The sequence below is a fragment of the Janthinobacterium sp. GL_088 genome, from assembly GCF_057837845.1.
Map to the genome: position 1 here is coordinate 3,866,638 of NZ_CM174453.1, position 20,242 is coordinate 3,886,879.

Consider the following 20,242-nt stretch of genomic DNA (forward strand, 5'->3'; position numbering starts at 1 on the left):
GTTGGAATACGGGTCAGTCATGCCTCTACGTTCGCAAGACGCGTGCCAGCGCCAGGGCCGCAAAAATGGTGGAGCGCTGCTGCCTGCGCAACAGCGGCTGCTGGCGTGGCAGCAGCGTTGTCGCCACGCGCTGTCGTCAAGCCAGCACGCGGCGCGGGCACGTTTCCTGCACGGTTCCAGGCTCCACCCACCACGAAGGAGTCCCATGACTACCGCACCATCTCCCGCCGTCGATACCGTCTGGTTCACGCGCTGCCCCGTGCCCACGGCCACGGGCCTGGCCTATAAACTGGGCTGGCTGGACGAGGAATTCGCCCGCGACGGCATCGCGTTAAAGACCCTGCAGGAAGTGGGCGGCGAACTGGCGCGCCACCATTACGACCACGGCCTGTCCACGCTCGTGCGCGAAGGGGGCAACCTGCTGGCCCTGCCGGCGCGCGCGCAAGGGGCACCCACGCGCCTGATCGGCCTGACCTGGATCGACGAATGGCAAGCCATCCTCGTGCGCCCAGGTTCCGGCATCACGACGCCGGCGCAGCTGCAGGGGAAGCGCCTGGCGCTGCCCGTGTTCCGCGCCGAGGACTTGCGCGAGAACCGGCGCGGACGCAGCATTGCGCGCGGCATGAGCCTGGCCGGCTACAAGGGCGTGCTGGCGTCGGCCGGCCTCACGCTCGACGACGTGCAGCTGGTGGAAGTGGGGGCCGACGCCCAGGCATCGGCCAATCTGGGGGCGGGCCTGTGGCAAGGCATCGCGCCGCTGCTGCGCGGCGAAGTCGATGCCGTCTACGTGAAAGGCGCGGCAGCGGCCGAAGCGGCGCGCGCGGCGGGACTGGAAGTGGGCATCGACATCGACGCCCTGCCCGACCGGCGCTTCCGCGTGAACAACGGCACGCCACGCCCGATCACCGTGCATGCATCCATGCTGGAACAGCATTTCGAACTGGTCGTGCGCTTTTTGACGCAAACCCTGCGCGCCGCGCACTGGGCCCGCAGCCACCAGGCCGACGTGCTCGCCATCTTGCAGGGCGAAACGCGGGCCGGCGCCGACGCCGTGGCCGAAGCCTACCGTGATGGTTTTCATTTGACCCTGGCGCCCGACCTGTCCGATGACAAGGTGGCCCTGTTCCGCCAGCAGAAGGATTTCCAGCTGCAGCACGGTTTCCTCGACCGCGACGTGGATATCGAGCGCTGGATCGACCGCCGGCCTTTGGAGGAGGCACAGCGGCGCCTGGAGGCATTGCTGCGGCAGGCAGCTTAAATGAGAAGGCCGGCGCAAGCGCCGGCCTTTCTGCATCAGGCAATCAGGGTCAGAACTGGATCGTGTACGACGCGCCCACCGTTCGGCCCTGGCCGATGATGACGGTGTCGCCGTTGACGGCGCCCGGCACGAAACTGGTCAAGGTGTGGTTGCGGTACACCTTGTCGGCCAGGTTGTTCGCATACGCCGTAATGCGCTGCTTGCCGCCCGGGAGCACATACGACAGGCGCGCATTGGCCAGCGCGAAACCGCCCTGGTTCAGCAAGTCGCGCGCGGCGTTTTGCGGGTCGACATAGTAATACTGCTTCGACGTGTAGCGCACGTCGCCGCTGAAGACCAGCTGCGCGCCATCGCCCAGCGGGTAGCGGTAGTCGGCCGCCAGCAAGGCCGTCACGTGGGGCGAGCGCACGAATTCATTGCCGGAGCGGTCGCCGCCATTGTTCTGGATGGCGAAATCGTCGAATTCCGTGCGCAGCAGGCCGATATTGGCGTTGAGGTGCAGGTTGTCCGTCGGCTGTGCCTCGATCTCGAATTCCGCGCCATTCACGTGGGCCTTGCGCACGTTTTGCAGGTAATTGACGCTTTGCGTGGGGTCGCCGTTGTACACGCCCGTGATATTCACCTGCACGTTCTTGTAGTCATAGTGAAAAACGTTGGCATTGAAATTCAGGCGCCCGTCCAGCCATTCGGACTTGACGCCCGCCTCGAACGAGTTCAGGGTTTCCGGCTTCACCGTATTCAGTGCCCGCACGTCCGTGGCGCTCGTGTTGTAGCCGCCCGACTTGATGCCGTGCGCGTATTTCAGGTAGCCGCGCAGGGTGCGGCTGAAGCGGTACTCGGGCGTCACGTCGTAGGTCAGCGCATTCCACGTGGTGGACGGATTCGACGTGAAGTTGTTGTTGGCCACCGATGCGGCCCCGTAATTGCCGCCCCGGACCGTGTTCCACCAGTTGGCCGCATCGCCAAATGTCACCGAATTCGATGCGGCCTGCACGCGCTGCAAGTCGAGATCCTTGGTTTCCGTCGTCCAGCGCAGGCCAAACGTGGACAGGAACTGCTCGCTGAAGTTGACGGTCATGCTGCCGAAGATGGCCGCGCTGCGCGCCTTGTGCTGGTAGAGCGTGCGGTTGTAGCCGACGGGCTGCGTGCTGCCCGCCAGCGCCGGCACGGTACCGTTGGGCAGGCGCGCGCCGGCCGCATCGGAATCAATCTTTTCATTGAAGTAGAACAAACCGGCGACCCAGCTCACGGCGCCGTTTTGCGGCGACGTCAAACGCAGCTCCTGCGACACTTGCCGGCTGCTGGCCTTGGAGCGGCTGCGGCCCACTTCCAGCGGCGTGTTGTCGCTGTCGCCCGTCGCTTCGTTCCTGAAATTTTCATAGCCGGTGATGGACGTCAGGGTCAGCTCGCCCAGCGCGTATTCCAGATTCAGCTGCGCACCACCCTGCGTCACGTCGCTGTCAGCCGGCGCGTTCGTGCTGACGTCATCCGGGTTGGTGCTCGGGACGTAGCCATTGCGGTAGATGCCATTCGCGCCATAGCTGGCCACGGTGGTGGTGGCGCCCTTGGTCGTGTAGTCGCGGTAATGCAGGTTCAGGTTCGCCGTCAGGTCGCGCCCGATCAGGGCCTTGAGCTGGCCGCGGATGGCGCTGTCCTTGAGCTTTCCATCGCGCTCGCCCGTAAACTGATTGTGGAAGCGGCCCTTGTCCTGCTGCTCCGTGTGGAAGGACAAGCGCCCCGCCAGCACCTCGTCGACCAGCGCGCCGCCAATGGCGCCTTCGGCCAGCTTGGTGTCGTAGCTGCTGTAATCCAGCTTGGCGTAGCCGCTGGACTTGAACGAGGGTTTGCGCGAGATCACGTTGATGGCGCCGCCCGTCGTATTCTTGCCCCACAAGGTGCCTTGCGGCCCGCGCAGCACTTCCACCCGGTCCAGGTCGAACAAGGGGAAACCCGTGGCGCTGGAATTGCTGATGTAGACGTCGTCGAGGTAAAAGCCGACAGGGTTTGGGAAATCGATCTGCTGCTGGCCCGCACCGACGCCGCGTATCCACCAGCGCGGGCGGCCATGCTGCTGCGTGCCGGCCGAGGCGTTCGGCACGTAATTGAGGATTTCGCTGGCCGAGCGGCCGATGCCCGTGTCGAGCAGCTCCTTGCCGCCCAATACCGTGATCGCGCTGGGCACCTTCTGCGCCGATTCCTCGCGCTTTTGCGCCGTCACCGTCACCGATTGCAGCGAGGTGCCCTCGCCGGCGCCGTTCGCGTCGGCGGCGGCAATGACATCGGCGCCAGGCGCTTCCGCATGGGCCATGCCATGGACGAGCATCAGGCCGCCGATGGCGAAGGCCGAGCGCAGCGCGCGGCGCACTGGCGTCAGATGAAAGGGAAAAGAGGAGAAGGCGGCGGGGGCAGTCGAACGGCGCATGGGTGATTATCCTTGAGTAAAGTCAAAACGCGAGATAGTGATGACTGTCATTGCAAGGCGCATGCCCGCTGCCGCGGCGCAGCAAAATCATCGTTAAGTGATTGATTTAAAAGGAAGACTATCGTCACGATAGTGCTGTTGATTTGGCAGCAGCGGCGCTGCCGCGTGCTGCCTGCGCGACAGCAGGCGGTGACGCTGCTGTCGCGGCAACAGTGTGAAGGTCAGGCGGCGCGCAACAACGCCGATGTATGCCCGCGCACGAGGGGCAGCACTTCCTCTCCCACCCGGTACGCTTCTTCCAGGTGCGGCGTGCTGGCCAGGATGAAGGCGTCGGCGCCCAGTTGTACCAGTTCGTCGAGGCGTTCGGCCACTTGCTGGTAGCTGCCGACGATGCCTTGCGTCTGCCCGCCGCGCAGCAGATTGAAGCCGGACCAGATGTTGGGCGCCGTGATCAAGTCCTTGTAGCTGTTCAGGGTGGTCGGGCGGTTGCCCCGCTGACGCGCGGCGCCCACGGAATCGCCGCCATCGGCGCCGAGGAACTGGCGCAGGGTGGCGGGGTCCACGGCGTCAAAGCCCTTGCGCACTTCGTCCCACGCCTCTTCTTCCGTGGCGCGGGCCACGATGTCGACGCGCACTGCGCACTTGATCTTGCGGCCCAGCAGCGCCGTCTTTTCATGCACGCGGGCGAATTTCTCGCGCAGCTGCTCGAACGGTTCCAGCCACGTCAGGTAGTAGTCGGCATGCTTCGAGGCGGAACCGAGGGCCGCGTCGGACGAACCGGAAAAGTAAATCTCGGGGAAATCCTGCTCCGACAGCGGCGTGGCCAGGCCCGCGTCTTCCACCTGGTAGAACTTGCCCTGGTAGGAAAACGGCCCGCCGCGCCACACGCCGCGCACCACGTCGAGAAATTCCGTCGTACGCGTATAACGGTCATCGTGGCCGGCCGAATCGCCCCACCACAGCTGCGAAGGGCCGCCGCCGCCCGTGATCACGTTGTACAGGGCGCGGCCGCCCGTGGCCCGTTGCAGGCTGGCCGTCATGCGCGCGGCCACCACGGGGTTCAAAAAGCCGGGCTGGAACGGGATCATGAAGCGGAAAGTGGTCGTTTCTCTCGCCAGCAGCGCGGAAATGGCCCACGGTTCGTCCGTCATGGGGAAGGACGGGATCAAACCGCCCTGAAAGCCCGATATTTCAGCGGCGCGGGCGATTTCAGCCAGGTAGTCGATATAGCTGAAACCATCGGCGCCGCCGCCACCGAGACCGGCCTGGCGCAGGTTGTCATTGCCGGGAAACCAGTCGCCGCGAAACGGCGTGCGGGCGCGGTGCGAACTCGGTTCGCCATGCGTGGGGATGCGCCAGAAAAAATCGATTGCCATGTGGGGTACTCCTTCAAATAAGGGGATTCAGGCTGCTTGCCGTTGCGTGTTCAACGCTGCGCGCACAAGCGGCAGCACGTGTTCGCCGATGCGGTAGGCTTCCTCGAAATGGGGAATGGCCGCCAGCACGAAGCTGGATACGCCCGCCTGCGCGTAGGTTTCCAGCGCCGCGCTGACCTGTGCATAGCTGCCGACCAGGGTGCCGTGGGCGCCCGTTTGCGCTTGCGCAAAGCCGGGCCAGAAGGCTGCGGCACTGCCGTCGAATGGCGCATCGTCGGGCAGCCCTGCCCCGCCACGGTAGCGGCGCGCGTCGCGCAAGGCTTCGTCGAACGTTTCGCGCGCCAGCACGTCGATGCGCAAGCCCGCAGCCACGGCGCGGCCCAGCTGGCGCGCCCGCGTTTGCAGGCCGGCGATGGCGGGCGACAAATCCGCCAGCGGTGCAGCATCGAACACGTGAACGTCGGCCTGGCGCGCCGACAGGGCCAGCGCCTCCGTCGATTCCCCCGTCAGGTAGATGCTGTTGACAGGATGGTTCGCCAGCGGGCCCTTGAAGCCGCCGTCCTGCACTTCGAAAAACCTGCCCTTGAAACTGAACGGCGAAGTACTTTGCACGCCGCGCGCCACGGTGATGAATTCATCGATGCGCGGCAAAATGTCGGCGTCCGGTACGGCATCGCCCTGGCGCCGGCGCGCTGCCGCATCGCCGCCGTGGCCGATCTGCCAGGCGAAGCGTCCGCCCGTGAAACGCTGGAAGCTGACGGCGTTCTTTGCCGCGTACACGGCAGAACCCCAGGCCGCGTCGAATTCGGCGATCAGCTTTAAATGGCGCGTGCTGCGCGCCAAATACCCTGCGACGATCCAGCTTTCATCACCCTGCGTATCGTGGCGCACCTGGATGCCGTTGAAGCCGGAAAGGTCGGCAGCGCGGGCGATCTGGTGCAGGTAATCGAAATAATTGAAGGGCGGACGCGCGCCGCGCGGGTCGCTCACGCCCGCCTGCAAGGGACTGGGCGCGCCAGCGTTTCGCTCGCCGCGGCGCGTGACGCCGGGCGCCGCGTAACGGCCATCGCCGCTGGTGGGCAATTGCCAGATAAATTCTATGGTCATGCATGGACTCCTGTCGTGGGTCGAAGAAAACGCCGCTGCGCGCATTGGATACTTGCGCGCAGCGGCCTGCCCTTCCCTCCTCGCAGAAAACATGCCATGCCGCATAGGCCCAACAGCGCCATTCGCTGTTGATTTGGCAGCAACCGGGTGCAGCCAGGGCAGCAGCATGCTGCGCGCGCAGCAGCCATGAAAAAAGCCGGAGCCGCATCGCTGCGGGTCCGGCTCCAGGGGAAAAGTCATAGGATCTAGTCGATGGCGCCCGCCTTTTTCAGGAAAGTGCGCAGGATGTTGCGGCTCAGGTTCAAGTGTTTTGCCGTGCGCACCTGGTTGCGCTCATTACGCTCCCACGCAGCGCGCACCAGTTCCTGCTGCATGGCTTCGAACTCCACGGCTTCGCCCGAGTCGAGCAAGGCTTGCCAGGCGCGGGCAAAATGCTCGGCCGCCAGCAAATCGTCCTGTGCGGCCGCGCCGTGGGCCGCGTAGGCGATGTCGGCGCCGCCGGCCCAGACCTCTGGACCGGGTACAGAAACAGGTGCGGCGGCAGGCGCCCTGTGCCAGCCCGACAAACTCAGGTCCTCGGAGCGCACGACGCCGCTGCGGCAGACGAGCAGCGCGCGGTGGATGACGTTTTCCAGTTCGCGAATATTGCCCGGCCATGGATAGGCCAGCAAGGCCTCTTGCGCATCGAGGCCCAGCTCCACCTCGCCCAGGTGCAATCGCTGCGCATAGATGGCCATGAAGTGACGCGTCAGCGGCATGATGTCGCCCGGACGCTCGCGCAAGGGACGCAGCGGCAGGCCGATCACCTGCAGCCGGTAATACAGGTCTTCGCGGAAGCGCCCGGCCCGCACGGCTTCGGCCAGGTCCACGTTGGTGGCGGCGATCAGACGCACGTCGATGGGGATGGCGCGCCGCGCGCCAAGGCGCACCACTTCGCGCTCCTGCAGCACGCGCAGCAGCTTGACCTGCATCGCCAGCGGCAAGTCGCCGATTTCATCGAGGAACAGGGTACCGCCGCTGGCCGTCTCGAACCAGCCGGGTTTACCCTGCTGGGCGCCCGTAAATGCGCCTTTTTCATAGCCAAACAGTTCGCTCTCGACGAGGGTTTCGGAAAACGCGCCGCAATTGATCGCCACGAAGGTCTGTTCGGCGCGCCCGCTCAAGCCGTGCACGTGGCGCGCAATCAGTTCTTTTCCAGTCCCCGTTTCGCCCGTGATCAGCACCGTCGCCTCGCTGGGGGCGATGCGTTCGATCAGCTCGTGCAACTGGCGCGAACGGGGGTCGGCAAAGACAAAGGCCGTGGCGCGCACCAGCAAGCTCATTTGCTGCGGGTCGCGGAAGGCGACGAGCGCACCATCATCGTCGGCGCTGGCGCCACGGGCAAGGTGGGCGCTGCGCGCGAAATCGCTGCTGAAATTGTGGGCTAAGAGTTCCATGGACCGACTATACCGCGCGCCATCTCCAGGCGTGAACGAATGGTGCTGCGCTTGCTTATCCGGATTTTGCATATGCACAGTGCCGGGAACGGGCGCTGTTTTGTCGTGAACGGTGCACTTTGGCGATAGCGTCATCTACCCCGGCTTCAACCCTGGCCTTGCCGGGATTTGTTTCGCCGCTACCTCAAAACGGTCGCTCTGCCGTCGACCAGCACATCGAGTTTAATCGTTCCCTGGCTTACCGCGTTTAAAATTGGCCACTCCGCGAATACATCAAGAATAAATTGCCTTGAGGCATCTTTGGCAAGTCGCTGAGCCACTTCAAAATGGGTGACATTACCAAACTTTGAAATAGCTTTTTTCCCCCGATCAGTTTCCTTTGAGTCTTTCGCCATCTCTCCATGCGTTTCGTAGGGAGCCGCGCATTTTTTTGGTGTTCCCCAGCTCACGTATCCAGATGTCAGACCCGCCTCCTGCCATTTTTTCACATTCTCTTCTGCCTGGTTTCCCCAGGTTTTGACAACCTTGAAGTCCGATAAAGCGCTGGCATCATCGATATTGATTTCGACATAATTCGTGTGAGCATAGAAGTCCTGAATTCCATGCAGCGCCTGTCCCAGGGATAGAAAAGCCAGATTCAACTCCAGATTCACCAACAATGGTTTCTTTGCCATGAGCAGAATCGTGGCCGCTTCAGCGTGCTCGTCCAGCTCGGCTTTAAGTTGCGCAATATAAGCGATCGCTCCGGAAAAATCACAGTTGTCGAAGTGGGCCTTTGATGCTGTCTGATGCACTATATCTTGCATGTAGAGTGCAATTTGCATTTGACGCACATACTTCCGGCTGCTCAGGCCATCCAGAAGGATTTTATGCTCGCTTATCTTGAAATCAGAATTGCATCTCTCACAAATAACGGATATGGATTCATCTTTTGCCGCAGGAATTTCTTGCTGGAGTTTTTCCATATCGATATCCGCTGCCGAGGCGCCCATAGCCATGAGCGAGAAAATGATGGCAAGCGAATGCTGGAATCTGTTAAACATCGATAATCTCCAAGTTTTGAAAATGGCATTTCGGACATCCGCACCATGCTTCGCTAACTGAATCGACCATCCACTTTCAAGAGCCAGGCAGGCGGCTTTACGCCGTGTTTGTCATAGAATGCCTGCAACCTCAACCGCGTTTCCCCACCTCGGGACAAGCCAGCGTAACGTACAGCGTTATCGCCAAAGAATTTGTTCGAGAGCGTCGTCACGGTTTCGCCGCTAAGAGATGGCAGTTCTTCAAGCTCTTTGAAAAGTTTCATGAAGTCGCTCAGATAACTTCCAATTGAGCTGGCAGTCAGGCTCATTTCCCAGTCTGTGCCATATAGAAAGCGGTTCGCCAACGATGCAGAGCCCTTTGGGGCGGTAAGGTTATAGAGCTTTTGCAGATCCGCCTTGAGTTCAGGCTGGTCCGATATCACCTCGGTAAAGAATCCGGCATCGGCGTATGCGAACTCTCCTGGTCCGCTTGCATTCATCTCCTTTGCAAATGCTTCCGCAAGGGAGAAACCTGCACGCTGGTCCTTCACGATGGACGTATCGCCGAAATGTCCGAAGTTGACACGCAGGCGTGGAAACTCCTTCAAGACGCACGCCCAGTATTTGGAACCCGCCAGATTCTTGAAGGCCATGCTGGGTCCGTTAGAAAGACCCGTGTGCGCCATGATCGGTACACCATGCTTTTGACAGTAGTCATATAGCCGGCGCAAGGCGTCATCGAGCAACTTTCCCAAATCAGGGGTATTTTGTACCCACTCCGGCAACCAACGACGCCTCCAGAAATCCGGCTCCACATCTTGAATATACTGATTTCCCAGCGCGGCAAAGCCCATTGGCGGGTATAGCTTGACGCCGATAAATCCATGTTCTTCAAGCGCGCGCTGGACAAGGTCAAAAGAACTGGTCGCTGATTTCCCCTTGCTGAACGCCACTTCTCGCAGCGGACAGAATGGCACGAATCCGTGCATTCCCCCTCCCGTCAGAATGGACAACTGCTCCATGACCTGGACCTGCGTTTCGAGCGAAGTCGCTGTTGGTTTCCCCTTTGATATCCACCACGAATAATCGACCATGCTGGGCATGAGGAGATCCACCATGCGCACACCGGGAACATTAAATGTGCGCAGATATTGCTGAATATTTACATACCGGTATTGGAAATTCTGAAGGATGAATTTAATGACACCCATCACCGACCTGTCTCCACTCAGCATGTCCAATGGCTCGGGAGAGTCTTTATCCAGATCGGGAATCATGGCAGGAAGCTTGTCAATAATTTCCAGGGCCTCGACTTGCAGACGTGTCTGCATATCGGGAATAAGAAGCTTGCTTTGCTTTTCTCGAATGAATGGCAAGTATAGGGGTGAGGTAGCCGCAGCAGCTTTCAAGGACGCAGTACCGGCTGCGTATGCGTCTCGCCGCAGCCGGGAAATGACCTCCATCTTGGCCTGCTCGCTTGTGCAAGTGGCCAGTTTTGGGGACAACTCCCGGAGCGTCTCCAGCTCCATGTCACCGGAAGGCGCCAATGACCACGCAAGGCCTTGTAGCAGCGCACCGACAGCCATTGCCGCAGGCCCCAGCGGGCTGGCCTCCCCAACCATCACTTTTCCCACGAAGTCCATGACAGGAATATCCGTGCCATTGAAAATGTGACAGTGAGCATCGATGGTCAAAGGCCCCGTCGGCAGGTTGATGTCGGGACTGTTGACGCAATCCAAAGGGCGTGGCTTGAACAAGCAACAGCCTGACAAGCCGACGCTTGTACCAACGGCAAGGGCACCGATGCCTCGAAGGGCACGACGACGGGAAAAATTCTCCGGAAAGTGGTCCATGCAGCCCTTTCAGCAGTTCATTTCTTCGACTAAGGAATACAGAAAAATCGCGTGCTCGATGCAAGGGGGATGGTATATTGATAATTTCAACTTGGCAAGATTTATTGCGCAGGCATGGACAGGTGCTGCGGCAAACAGCGGAGCAACCACGACAGATGACCGGTTGCCAAAGGGCTCGCCAGCCCGCATACGGGGACGCGGGCTGCGTGACCAACATTTGACTACCCCTGGTCCGGATCGAAATGCTTGCGCAAGCCTTGCCAGCACGCGAAGTAGTCGTTTTGCAGCAGGCCGCCGTCCAGCGCGAATGGTGTCGGCTTGAGGATGGTGCGCGTCTCGAACATGAAGGCCATGGTGTCGCCCACCTTCACGGGCGCGGATGTGTCGCTGTGCGACGCTTTTTCGAAGGTCTGCGCATCGGGGCCATGGCCGGACATGCAGTTGTGCAGGCTGGCGCCGCCCGGCACGAAGCCGGCCGCCTTGGCGTCGTACACGCCGTGGATCAGTCCCATGAATTCGCTGGCCACGTTGCGGTGGAACCACGGTGGCCGGAACGTGTGCTCGGCGGCCAGCCAGCGCGGCGGGAAGATGGCGAAGTCGATGGCGCCGAACAGCGGATTTTCGCTGGGCGCCTGCAGCACGAGGAAGATCGACGGGTCCGGATGGTCGTAGCTGATCGAGCCGATGACATTAAAACGGCGCAAATCATATTTATAGGGCGCGTAGTTGCCATGCCAGGCCACCACGTCCAGCGGCGAATGGTCGAGAGTCGTGCGCCACAAGTGGCCGCCGAACTTCGCCAGCAGTTCGCATGCGCCGTCGATATCTTCATACGCCGCGTGCGGCGTGAGGAAGTCGCGGCTGTTGGCCAGGCCGTTCGAGCCGATGGGCCCCATATCGGGCAAACGAAAAGCCGTGCCGAAGTTTTCGCAGACATAGCCGCGCGCCGCGCCATCGGGCAGGGTCACGCGGAAGCGCACGCCGCGGGGAATCACGGCGATTTCCTGCGGTTCCAGTTCGATCAGGCCCAGTTCCGTGGCGATCGCCAGCCTGCCCTCCTGCGGCACGACCAGCAATTCGCCATCGGCCGAATAAAAGAAGCGCTGCATGGAACGGTTGGCCGCGTACACGTGGATGGCGCAGCCGCTCATCGTTTCTGCGCTGCCATTGCCTGCCATCGTCTGCCAGCCATCGATGAAGTCCACCGGCGTGGCGCTGTCGGGCAGCGGCAGCGGGTCCCAGCGCAGCTGGTTCGGCGGCGTGGGGGGCATGGCGTGGAAATCGCTGACGATGCGGGTATTTTCAGCCAGGGTAAATGGCGGATGCTGGCTGGCGGGACGGATGCGGTACAGCCACGAGCGCCGGTTCTGCGCGCGCGGCGCCGTGAAGGCCGTGCCCGAGAGTTGTTCCGCATACAGGCCCAATGGCGCCCGCTGCGGAGAATTTTGCCCCTGCGGCAAGGCGCCGGGCACGGCTTCCGTGGCAAATTCGTTGCCGAAGCCGCTTTGGTAGCCGGCGCCTATCATGCCCCCTCCGCCAGGCCGTCGGCCGCGTCGCGCAGCAAGCCCTGCACCACGTCGGCCTTGCCGATGGCGCCCATGGCCAGCAAGGCGAAGCGGGCCAGGAACAAGGGCGAGCGCTGCTCGCCCAGGCCGCCCATGGTATGGCACAGCTCGGTGTACAAATTATCCAGTTCGATATCGGTCATGTTGTCTCCTTGTTACTTTGATTGGGCAATGCCGGCTTTCGCCAGCGCAGCCGCCACCTGCCCCGCCTGCGCTTGCCGCCAGCGGCCCAGCACGTGCCCATCCGGGCGCACCAGGTAATAGCTGCCAGGCTGCGCGTCGAACAGCGAGAATACCTGCGACGTGTGATCCCGGGCGCGCCCTTGCTGCCCGCTGCGGGCGATCGCCACGGTACTCAACGGCAATGTATCGCCGAGCGCCAGCAGTTCCGCCGGCACGGCCCCATCTTCGCTGAAGTACAGTCCCGTGAAATCGCCGTCAACGCATTTCAGCAAATCGGTAATATACCCCGCTTGCTGCGCGCCGTCTTGCAGCAACGCCAGCGGGCATTCGGGCAAGACCGTGCCCGGCGTGGGGCCAGCGGCAAACGTCTCGCTATCCAGTGCATTCAGGGCAGACTGCGCGTACGCGATGGCGCTCGTCTGGCGCGGGTTGATCAGGGAGCGCACGTGCGCATGCTTGCCCGCCAGGCCCAGCACGGCTGTGCGCATCAGCTCGAAGGCGAAGGTGGGCGGCGCCATGAATTCCGTGCTTTTGGTGCCGTGGCGCAGGTTTTCATGGGCGGCGAACACGCGCTCGTCCGAATAGCTGTCCAGCAAGGCAACGGGCGCCTGGCCCTTGACGACATATGCGAGCTTCCAGGCCAGGTTGTCCGCATCATCGATGCCCGAGTTCGCCCCGCGCACGCCGAAGATGGGCACCAGGTGGGCCGCATCGCCCGCGAACAGCACGCGGCCATGCCGGTATTTTTCCAGAGTCAGCGCGTTAGCCTTGTAGAGGGTGATCCAGACGGGATGCCATGGTGATGTTTCGCCCATCATGGCCAGCAGGCTGTCCACGCGGGGCGCCACGTTTTCCAGCAGGACGGCCGCCTGCGCATCCTCGTCGTCGCGCAACTGGTAGTCGATGCGCCAGATATCGTCGGGCTGCTTGTGCACCAGCACGGTGGAACCGGGATTCGACGGCGGGTCGAAATACGCAAGGCGCTCCGTCGGGCGTTCGCTCTTCAAATGGATGTCGACGATGACGTAGCGCCCTTCATAGCTGGTGCCCTGCAATTTCAGGCCCAGCGCTTCGCGCACGACGCTGCGCCCGCCATCGGCCGCCACCAGCCAGTCCGTATCGATTTGATATGTATCAAGTGGCGTCGTCACCGTCACGCTGGCGCCGTCGGCGCGCTGCTGCACGCCCGTCACTTTCGATTGCCAGCGGATATCGATCAGCTTCGGCTGGCGTTCTGCCGCATCGAGCAGGAATTGTTCGATATGGTATTGCGCCAGGTTGACCATGGGTGGCAACTTCTGGTTCGCGTCTTGCGGCATCGTGAAGTGCAGCACTTCCTCGTCGCGGTAAAAGCTGCGTCCGCCCGCCCACGGCAAGCCCTTGCGGAGAAAACCGTCGAGCGCACCCAGGCGTTCGATGATTTCCAGGCTGCGCCGCGAGATGCAGATGGCGCGGCTGCCCGTGCAGACGCCGTCGTCCGCTTCGATCAGCACCGAGCGCACGCCATGGCGGGCCAGGCCCAGGGCCGTGGCCAGGCCCACGGGGCCGCCGCCGACGATCAGGACCGGCACGTGCTCGATGCCGGCGCCGGCCGGTTTGCCGGGCGGATAGACCTTCGGCACATGGGGATAAGGGTGGAATGTATCGCTCATGATGTTTCCTCTTCAACAATATTATTTGCTGCTACGGGCGATGGGCAGGGTCAGCACGATGGCCGCGCCCGCTACCAGCAGCACGCTGGCGTACAGCAAGCCCGTGGCAAAGCTGTGCGTCAAATCCTTCAGCCAACCCACGACGACGGGGTTCAGGGCCGAGCCGATATTGCCCGTGGCATTGATGACGGCGATGCCGATGGCGCGCGCGCCCAGGCTCAGCGCACGGTCCGGCGTCGTCCAGAAGACGGACATAGCCGTGTAAGCGCCCGTCGAGGCCATGCACACGCCCAGCAGCTGCACCACCGGGTTGCCGGAATACGCCGTGAACAGCCAGCCGGCCGCCGACAGCAGCATGGGCCAGACGATGTGCCAGCGGCGTTCCTGCATGCGGTCCGAGCGGCGGCCCCAGGCAATCATGCCGATCACGGTGCACACTTGCGGAATGGCGGCCAGCAAGCCGATCTGCGTGTTGCTGGCGTTGCTATTAAAACTTTTCACGATCAGCGGCGTCCACACGGCCACCATCGCCAGGGTATTCACCAGGCAAAAATAGGCGACGCCGAATTTCAATACCGTGGGCGAGCACATTTCCGCCATCACCGAGGTGTTCTGCCGGGGAGCGATGTGCACTGCAGCCGGCTTGTGCTCGGCCGCCAGCATGCGCGCCAGCACCTGCTGTTCCAGCTTGCCCAGCCAGTTTGCCTTGTTGGGAGAATCGTCGAGGTAGCCATACACGGCCAGGCCCAGCAGCACGGATGGCATACCTTCGAGCAAGAACAGCCATTGCCAGCCCTTCAAGCCCCAGTGGCCATCGAGGCCCAGGATCAGGCCCGACAGAGCGGAACCGATAGCGGCCGTGACGGGCATGGCGATCATGAACAGGGCATTGGCGCGCGCCCGGTAGGCGCTGGGAAACCAGTAGGTCAGATACAGCAGCATACCGGGCAAGAAGCCCGCCTCCGTCACACCCACCAGGAAGCGCAGCGCGTACAGGCTGGCCGGGCCGCTGGCGAACAGGGTCGCCGTCGAGGCCAGACCCCAGGCGATCATCATGCTGCCTATCCATTTACGCGCGCCGATGCGGGCCAGCACGATGTTGCTGGGAATGCTGCAGGCGATGTAGGCGATGTAAAACAGGGTGGTGGCAAAGCCGAACTGGGTGCCGGACAGGCCCAGGTCTTGCATCATGGTCAGTCCGGCGAAGCCGATATTGATGCGGTCAAGAAAGGAAAACACGAACAGCAGGAACAAAAATCCCAGCAAATGGCGCGATACCTTGCGCATCACCTGCTGTTCCAGTTGGTTGGCGGCCGCGTCGGGAACGGGCGCAGTGGTGGCGATGGTCATGCTTGTCTCCATAAGGTGTCGCCCTCCCCTTGTTGATTTTATTGGGTGAGAGCGGCCGGGTGATCCCGGCTTGAAACACAGTATGCAGACGACAATGCCGGCGGCTGTCCCCATTTTGGGGACGTTTTGCGGCTAAAACAGTCAAGAAGGCGGAGCCATCCCTACGCCGAAGGGACTAGACGTGCGCTGGCGCCATGCACAGCGCGAACAACTGGCGCTGGCTGGAAATACCCAGGCGTTTATAGGCGCGTTTCTGGTAAGTGATCACGCTGGACGGTTGCACGCCCATGATCTCGGCAATTTCCACGGCCGTCAGGCCTTCGAGCACGCAGCGCAGCACGTCCAGTTCGCGCTTGCTCAAGGCGGGGCAATGCTGGCGCAACCGTGCCAGCATCATCGGCGCGACGCCCTGCGTATTCTGACCGTTCAGGCTGTAATGGTGCTTGACGGCATGGGCAAACAGCGGTGACAGGGTTTCGATGCCCGCCACTTCACCGGAAAGGAACTTGCCCTGGCTGCTGTCGCGGTAGAAATTGACGGACAGCCAGATATCGCCGGCCGGCTGCACCAGCAAGGATAGCCGGTCCGAGACATGCGGTTTTTGATAACAGGCGGCGCGGTAGCCGGGATGGTCGATCTCGTCGCTGGCCTGCTGGTGCAGCACGATGGCGGGATCGATTTTCCGTCCCGGCGCCGGCGCGATCACGCGCTGGTTGCCATCGAGCGCATAGTAATGGCGAGCATAGCTGTCGGCAATATCCTGCAGGAAGCGTCCGCCGCGCCGGTCGGCCACGGCGACAGGGCGGGGGCGGTTGCCGAATTCATAGGCAAAGATCGTGCACTGGGCAATCGGTGCGACCGTGCTGACCGTCTTCAGGATGGCCCCGGCAACGGCATTCACGTCCGCATGGCCGATGGCCGCCATCAACTCCAGGGTACGCCCGAAGTCCAGCTGCCCTTCCGCCGGCTGCCGCTCGACGCGCCAGTAACGCATGCCTCGCTCCTTATTGCCCGCGCTGCGGCAAGACCCAGTCCGGCCGGATGTAATGGCAGGTGTAGCCGTGCGGCAAGCGCTGCAGATAATCCTGGTGCTCCGGTTCCGCTTCCCAGAACGGGCCGGCGGGCGCCAGTTCCGTCACCACCTTGCCGGGCCACAGGCCGGAAACGTCAACGTCGCGGATGGTGTCTTCGGCCACCCGTTTTTGCTCGTCGCTGGTGTAGAAGATGGCCGAACGGTAGCTCGTGCCGCGGTCATTGCCCTGGCGGTCTTCCGTGCTGGGGTCGTGGATCTGGAAGAAAAATTCCAGGATCTTGCGGTAGCTGATGGTGGTCGGGTCGAAAATGATCTCGATGGCTTCCGCATGCGTGCCGTGGTTGCGGTAAGTGGCGTTGGCCACGTCGCCGCCGCTGTAGCCCACGCGCGTGGCGATCACGCCCGGATAACGGCGCAGCAAGTCCTGCACGCCCCAGAAGCAGCCACCGGCCAGGATCGCGATTTCGTTGTTTTGTGTCATGTTGATCATTCCTTGATCTGAGATACTGGTATCAATCGTCTATCTTACCCTGTCGCGGCGTTTTCTTCAGCGGGCCAGCAAGCGCTTGAGCTGCGCCGCCTGGTAGGCGCCGATGGCGTCGTTGAACAGGCAGCGGATCAAGGGATCGTCGACGATGTCCGCTTCCGCCAGTCCGGTCCGCGTGGCCGCATCGAATGGGCCATCATTGATGCGCATGTACATTGAGGTAAGCGATTCACCGAGCACCAGCGCCGCATGGCATTTCACCAGCGGCACTTCCGTCGTCCAGCCGGGCGCCTCGCCCGTGTCCGGCACGAGGTCGATCAAGTCGCCATGCGTGCGGTAATGCAGGATGGTGGCCGCGCCGTCATGGCCATACAGCGCCAGACGCCACACACGCGGAGCCTGGAAATAGCTATCCTCGGGCAGTTCCATGTCGCGGTAGCGCTCAAGCAAAGCGTTGCGGCAGAAATCGAGCACCAGTGCGGCATCATCCGCGCCCAAGGGGGCGAAACGGCGGGCGATGTCCGCCGTGGCGGGCGGCGGCGCGTCGGGGCGGTAGTCGAAATCCACTTCTTGCGGCCCCATGGGAATGACCCAGGGCAGCGGCGCGGCTGGCGCCATGCCGTGCGCGTCGAGCAGCACGGACGTCGATGGGTCGAGGCGGAAGATGTGCGCGTCCGGCAGCGCGGCGCCGATCTCCTGCGCGAACTGGCGGTAGGTGATCGGGAACATCGCGTGGTTGTACCAAGACCAGTCTTCCTGCACGAATTGGCAGGAGCTGGGCACGAGGTAACGGGGCGCCAGCGCGCGCAGCTGCGGCACCCAGTCGTCGGGAAGTTCGACCGGGCCAGGCTGCGCCTGCGACGGCGCGATGACGGCGATCTCGCGCATGGTCTGGAATGGCCACAGCACCATGTCCCACGGCGCATAGGCGGCCAGCTGCGCCAGGGTTTCCGGGCCGATCCAGGAATCGACGACGTTGAGCACATTCAGCCCGGCGGCGCGCACCTGGAACAGCGAATCGACATCGTCATCAAGTGCGCGGCGCGGGATCACTTCGATGCTGCCCACCTGCACGGGCACGTCGACGTACAGCCGCTCGACGCGGCTAAAACCCAGCGCGCGCAGCATGGCGAACAGTTCGTCGAAGACGCAGTACAGGTAGACGGGCGTGGCGCGGTCCAGCACATCGAGGCTGTCGAGCGAGCAGTGGTCGTCATGGAAGTGCGAGATGAAGACGGCATCCCAGCGCAGCTGGCGCACGGCGTCGAGGTCGAAGCGCACGGGCGGAAACGCGTGGCAGTTGCGGCTGAACGGGTTTTCGACGATGGGGTCGAAGGCGATGGCCGTGCCTTCGCATTCGAAGACATAGCCGGCGTGCAGGATGCGGGAGATTTTCAGGGGCATGGGAAGCTACAAATAAGACCCGGTTGGGCAGCGCGCCATGATAGCTGAAAAGGCGGCTACCCTGCCCCGCGTTGACTTAATATGGATTATTCAGCACATCCATCGCAAAGTACGTAAAGATCATGTCCGCGCCCGCGCGCTTGATGGCGCCCAGGGTTTCCTGCACCACGCGGCGCTCGTCGATGGCGCCCGCTTGCGCGGCGAACTTGATCATCGCATATTCTCCGCTGACCTGGTAGGCGCCGATCGGCAAACGCGTCACTTCGCGCAGGTCGCGGATGATGTCCAGGTAGGCGCCGGCAGGTTTGACCATCAGCGCGTCGGCGCCTTCGGCTTCGTCGATCAAGGACTCGCGCACGGCTTCGCGGCGGTTCATCGGGTCCATCTGGTAGGTCTTGCGGTCGCCCTTCAGGGTGCTGCCGGCCGCGTCGCGGAACGGGCCATACAGGCCGGAGGCGAACTTGGTCGAATACGCCATCACGGGCGTATCGTGGAAGCCGGCCGCATCAAGGGCGCTGCGGATCGCCGCCACCTGGCCATCCATGGCCGCCGAGGGGGCGATGATGTCGGCGCCCGCCTGGGCCGCGATGACGGCCTGCTTGCCCAGGTTGAGCACCGTGCTGTCATTGTCGACCGTATCGCCATGCAGGATGCCGCAATGGCCGTGGTCCGTGTATTCGCAGAAGCAGGTGTCGGACATGATCACCATTTCCGGCACGGCGTCCTTGATGATGCGCGACATGCGCGCCACCAGGCCGTCCGGGTTCAGGGTGTCCGTGCCGTGGCTATCCTTGTGGTGCGAAATGCCGAAGGTCATGACGGAGCGCAGGCCGGCGCGCGCGTAGCGCTCGACTTCCTGCGCCAGCTTCGCTTCGGGAATGCGGCGCACGCCTGGCATAGACTTGATGTCGATGAAATCGCTGCTGCCTTCGTCGACGAAGATCGGCAAGACCAGGTCGCGCGGATTGATCTCGGTTTCGCGGAACAGCTCGCGCAGTTGCGGGGTCGCGCGCAGGCGGCGCATGCGCGAAGTTGGGTAGTGTGCTGGCATGGGGTGACTGGCTTCAGGTTAACAACGCCAGCAAGTATACGCCGATCACGCCGATTGCGCCGGGCTGCACGGCAAAAAAGCCGCGCAGGTCAAGAAACCCCGCCCGGAGCCGTCATTGCGCGTGCAGCAGAGCCGACACTTGCCAGCGCATGTCCGCCGCCATCTGCACCAGCATGGCGCCGCGGCGGCGCGCGTCCGCCCGCTTTTTCGACGGCACCAGCTCGATATCCGGCATCCGGCAAGGGCCGCAAGGCAGGCGGTAATTGCCGTCGCTGGTGGGCAGCGCATGCAGTTCCCGCCACGCCAGGTCGTAGTCGCACGAGATATGCCGGCGCCGGCGCCAGTTCAGCGCGATGCGGTTGGCGTTGCTGACCAGGTCAAGGTGGCCGCAACCGAAAAAATCGCCCAGGTCGCGCAAGGCGGTCACCATCAGGTTTTTCGGCCGGCAGCCATGCAGCGCCCGCGTGGCCTCTTTCACCGCCTGCGCGCCGGCGGGAGAGCGCAAACCCTGCAAGGCGCCCAGCTGGATGACGGCGCCGCCGGACTGGGGCCGAAACAGGAAACTGGCCAGGTACAGCGGCACGCCGTCGCGCGTCAGGCGCAGACACATCTCCCCTTCGCGGTGGCTATCGTGGATGGCCGTCAGCTGCAAACGGTAGGTGGCGCCATCCTTGCCCTCGATGGCTGCCAGCACCAGTGCGCGCCGCGCCGCGTATTCCACCAGCGCCCGTGCGCCCGCCTGCCACAGGAAACGGTAATGGCCGCACAGCAGGTCCACCCTCGCCGCGCAGCCCAACCGGCGGCTGGCGTAGGGACGATAAATCTTGTACAGCAGGCTGGGATGGGCTTGCGCCAGCGCCGCCAGGCCCGGCGTGCCGACGATGACCGCTTGCCAGCGCGCGCGCTGCACGGGAAAGACGATGGCGCCCAGCGCAGCCTTGATCCGGTGACCATGCTGGCGCAGTGGCGCCTGCTGCGGCGCGGCGTTGTCGCCGGTGGCGGTAAAAGTATGCATGAAAACAGCTCTACGACGTGTCGGAACA

At 62.9% G+C, this 20,242-nt stretch carries 16 protein-coding genes; 1 reads left to right on the top strand and 15 read right to left on the bottom strand.

What is annotated here, in order from left to right; translation table 11 throughout:
* Positions 1–205: 205 nt before the first annotated feature.
* Complete coding sequence (locus AC3IQ7_RS17445) at positions 206–1,258, top strand: ABC transporter substrate-binding protein (protein ID WP_489206819.1); 1,053 nt, start codon at positions 206–208, stop codon at positions 1,256–1,258.
* Between the two features lie 49 nt (positions 1,259–1,307).
* Here the strand turns inward: AC3IQ7_RS17445 and AC3IQ7_RS17450 are convergent, their stop codons facing one another.
* From AC3IQ7_RS17450 to AC3IQ7_RS17520, 15 genes are all read right to left on the bottom strand, one after another.
* Positions 1,308–3,680 carry a TonB-dependent receptor gene (locus tag AC3IQ7_RS17450; RefSeq protein WP_489206820.1) on the bottom strand — a complete coding sequence of 791 codons (2,373 nt, stop codon included), beginning with the start codon at positions 3,678–3,680 and terminating at the stop codon, positions 1,308–1,310.
* A gap of 221 nt (positions 3,681–3,901) precedes the next feature.
* Positions 3,902–5,056, bottom strand: a complete 1,155-nt coding sequence (locus AC3IQ7_RS17455) for an LLM class flavin-dependent oxidoreductase (protein WP_099377307.1) — start codon at positions 5,054–5,056, stop codon at positions 3,902–3,904.
* Between the two features lie 27 nt (positions 5,057–5,083).
* On the bottom strand, positions 5,084–6,163 hold the full coding sequence (locus tag AC3IQ7_RS17460) for an LLM class flavin-dependent oxidoreductase (RefSeq protein WP_489206821.1): 1,080 nt from the start codon (positions 6,161–6,163) through the stop codon (positions 5,084–5,086).
* A gap of 245 nt (positions 6,164–6,408) precedes the next feature.
* Positions 6,409–7,599: a sigma-54 interaction domain-containing protein gene (locus AC3IQ7_RS17465; RefSeq protein WP_489206822.1), complete on the bottom strand. Its 1,191-nt coding sequence runs from the start codon at positions 7,597–7,599 to the stop codon at positions 6,409–6,411.
* 179 nt (positions 7,600–7,778) lie between these two features.
* Positions 7,779–8,642, bottom strand: coding sequence for a hypothetical protein (locus AC3IQ7_RS17470; RefSeq protein WP_489206823.1), 864 nt, complete (start codon positions 8,640–8,642; stop codon positions 7,779–7,781).
* A 53-nt stretch (positions 8,643–8,695) separates the two neighbouring features.
* The gene (locus AC3IQ7_RS17475) at positions 8,696–10,378 is read right to left on the bottom strand and encodes an amidohydrolase family protein (RefSeq protein WP_489206824.1); all 1,683 of its coding nucleotides are present in this window, start codon (positions 10,376–10,378) and stop codon (positions 8,696–8,698) included.
* Between the two features lie 317 nt (positions 10,379–10,695).
* A complete protein-coding gene (hmgA, locus tag AC3IQ7_RS17480) occupies positions 10,696–12,000 on the bottom strand; it encodes a homogentisate 1,2-dioxygenase (protein WP_489206825.1) in 1,305 nt (434 codons plus the stop codon).
* Complete coding sequence (locus AC3IQ7_RS17485; RefSeq protein WP_099377313.1) at positions 11,997–12,182, bottom strand: DUF2783 domain-containing protein; 186 nt, start codon at positions 12,180–12,182, stop codon at positions 11,997–11,999. The genes hmgA and AC3IQ7_RS17485 overlap by 4 nt, the downstream gene beginning before the upstream one ends.
* A 12-nt stretch (positions 12,183–12,194) precedes the next feature.
* The gene (locus tag AC3IQ7_RS17490) at positions 12,195–13,874 is read right to left on the bottom strand and encodes an FAD-dependent oxidoreductase (RefSeq protein WP_489206826.1); all 1,680 of its coding nucleotides are present in this window, start codon (positions 13,872–13,874) and stop codon (positions 12,195–12,197) included.
* Between the two features lie 21 nt (positions 13,875–13,895).
* Positions 13,896–15,224 carry an MFS transporter gene (locus AC3IQ7_RS17495; RefSeq protein ID WP_489206827.1) on the bottom strand — a complete coding sequence of 443 codons (1,329 nt, stop codon included), beginning with the start codon at positions 15,222–15,224 and terminating at the stop codon, positions 13,896–13,898.
* A gap of 175 nt (positions 15,225–15,399) precedes the next feature.
* Positions 15,400–16,218, bottom strand: coding sequence for a helix-turn-helix domain-containing protein (locus tag AC3IQ7_RS17500; protein ID WP_489206828.1), 819 nt, complete (start codon positions 16,216–16,218; stop codon positions 15,400–15,402).
* A gap of 10 nt (positions 16,219–16,228) precedes the next feature.
* Positions 16,229–16,738, bottom strand: a complete 510-nt coding sequence (gene msrA / locus AC3IQ7_RS17505; RefSeq protein ID WP_489206829.1) for a peptide-methionine (S)-S-oxide reductase MsrA — start codon at positions 16,736–16,738, stop codon at positions 16,229–16,231.
* A gap of 66 nt (positions 16,739–16,804) precedes the next feature.
* Positions 16,805–18,148 carry an MBL fold metallo-hydrolase gene (locus AC3IQ7_RS17510; protein WP_489206830.1) on the bottom strand — a complete coding sequence of 448 codons (1,344 nt, stop codon included), beginning with the start codon at positions 18,146–18,148 and terminating at the stop codon, positions 16,805–16,807.
* A gap of 76 nt (positions 18,149–18,224) precedes the next feature.
* Positions 18,225–19,199, bottom strand: coding sequence for a porphobilinogen synthase (gene hemB, locus AC3IQ7_RS17515; protein WP_099377317.1), 975 nt, complete (start codon positions 19,197–19,199; stop codon positions 18,225–18,227).
* A gap of 112 nt (positions 19,200–19,311) precedes the next feature.
* Positions 19,312–20,214, bottom strand: coding sequence for a VirK/YbjX family protein (locus AC3IQ7_RS17520; RefSeq protein WP_489206831.1), 903 nt, complete (start codon positions 20,212–20,214; stop codon positions 19,312–19,314).
* Positions 20,215–20,242 lie beyond the last annotated feature (28 nt).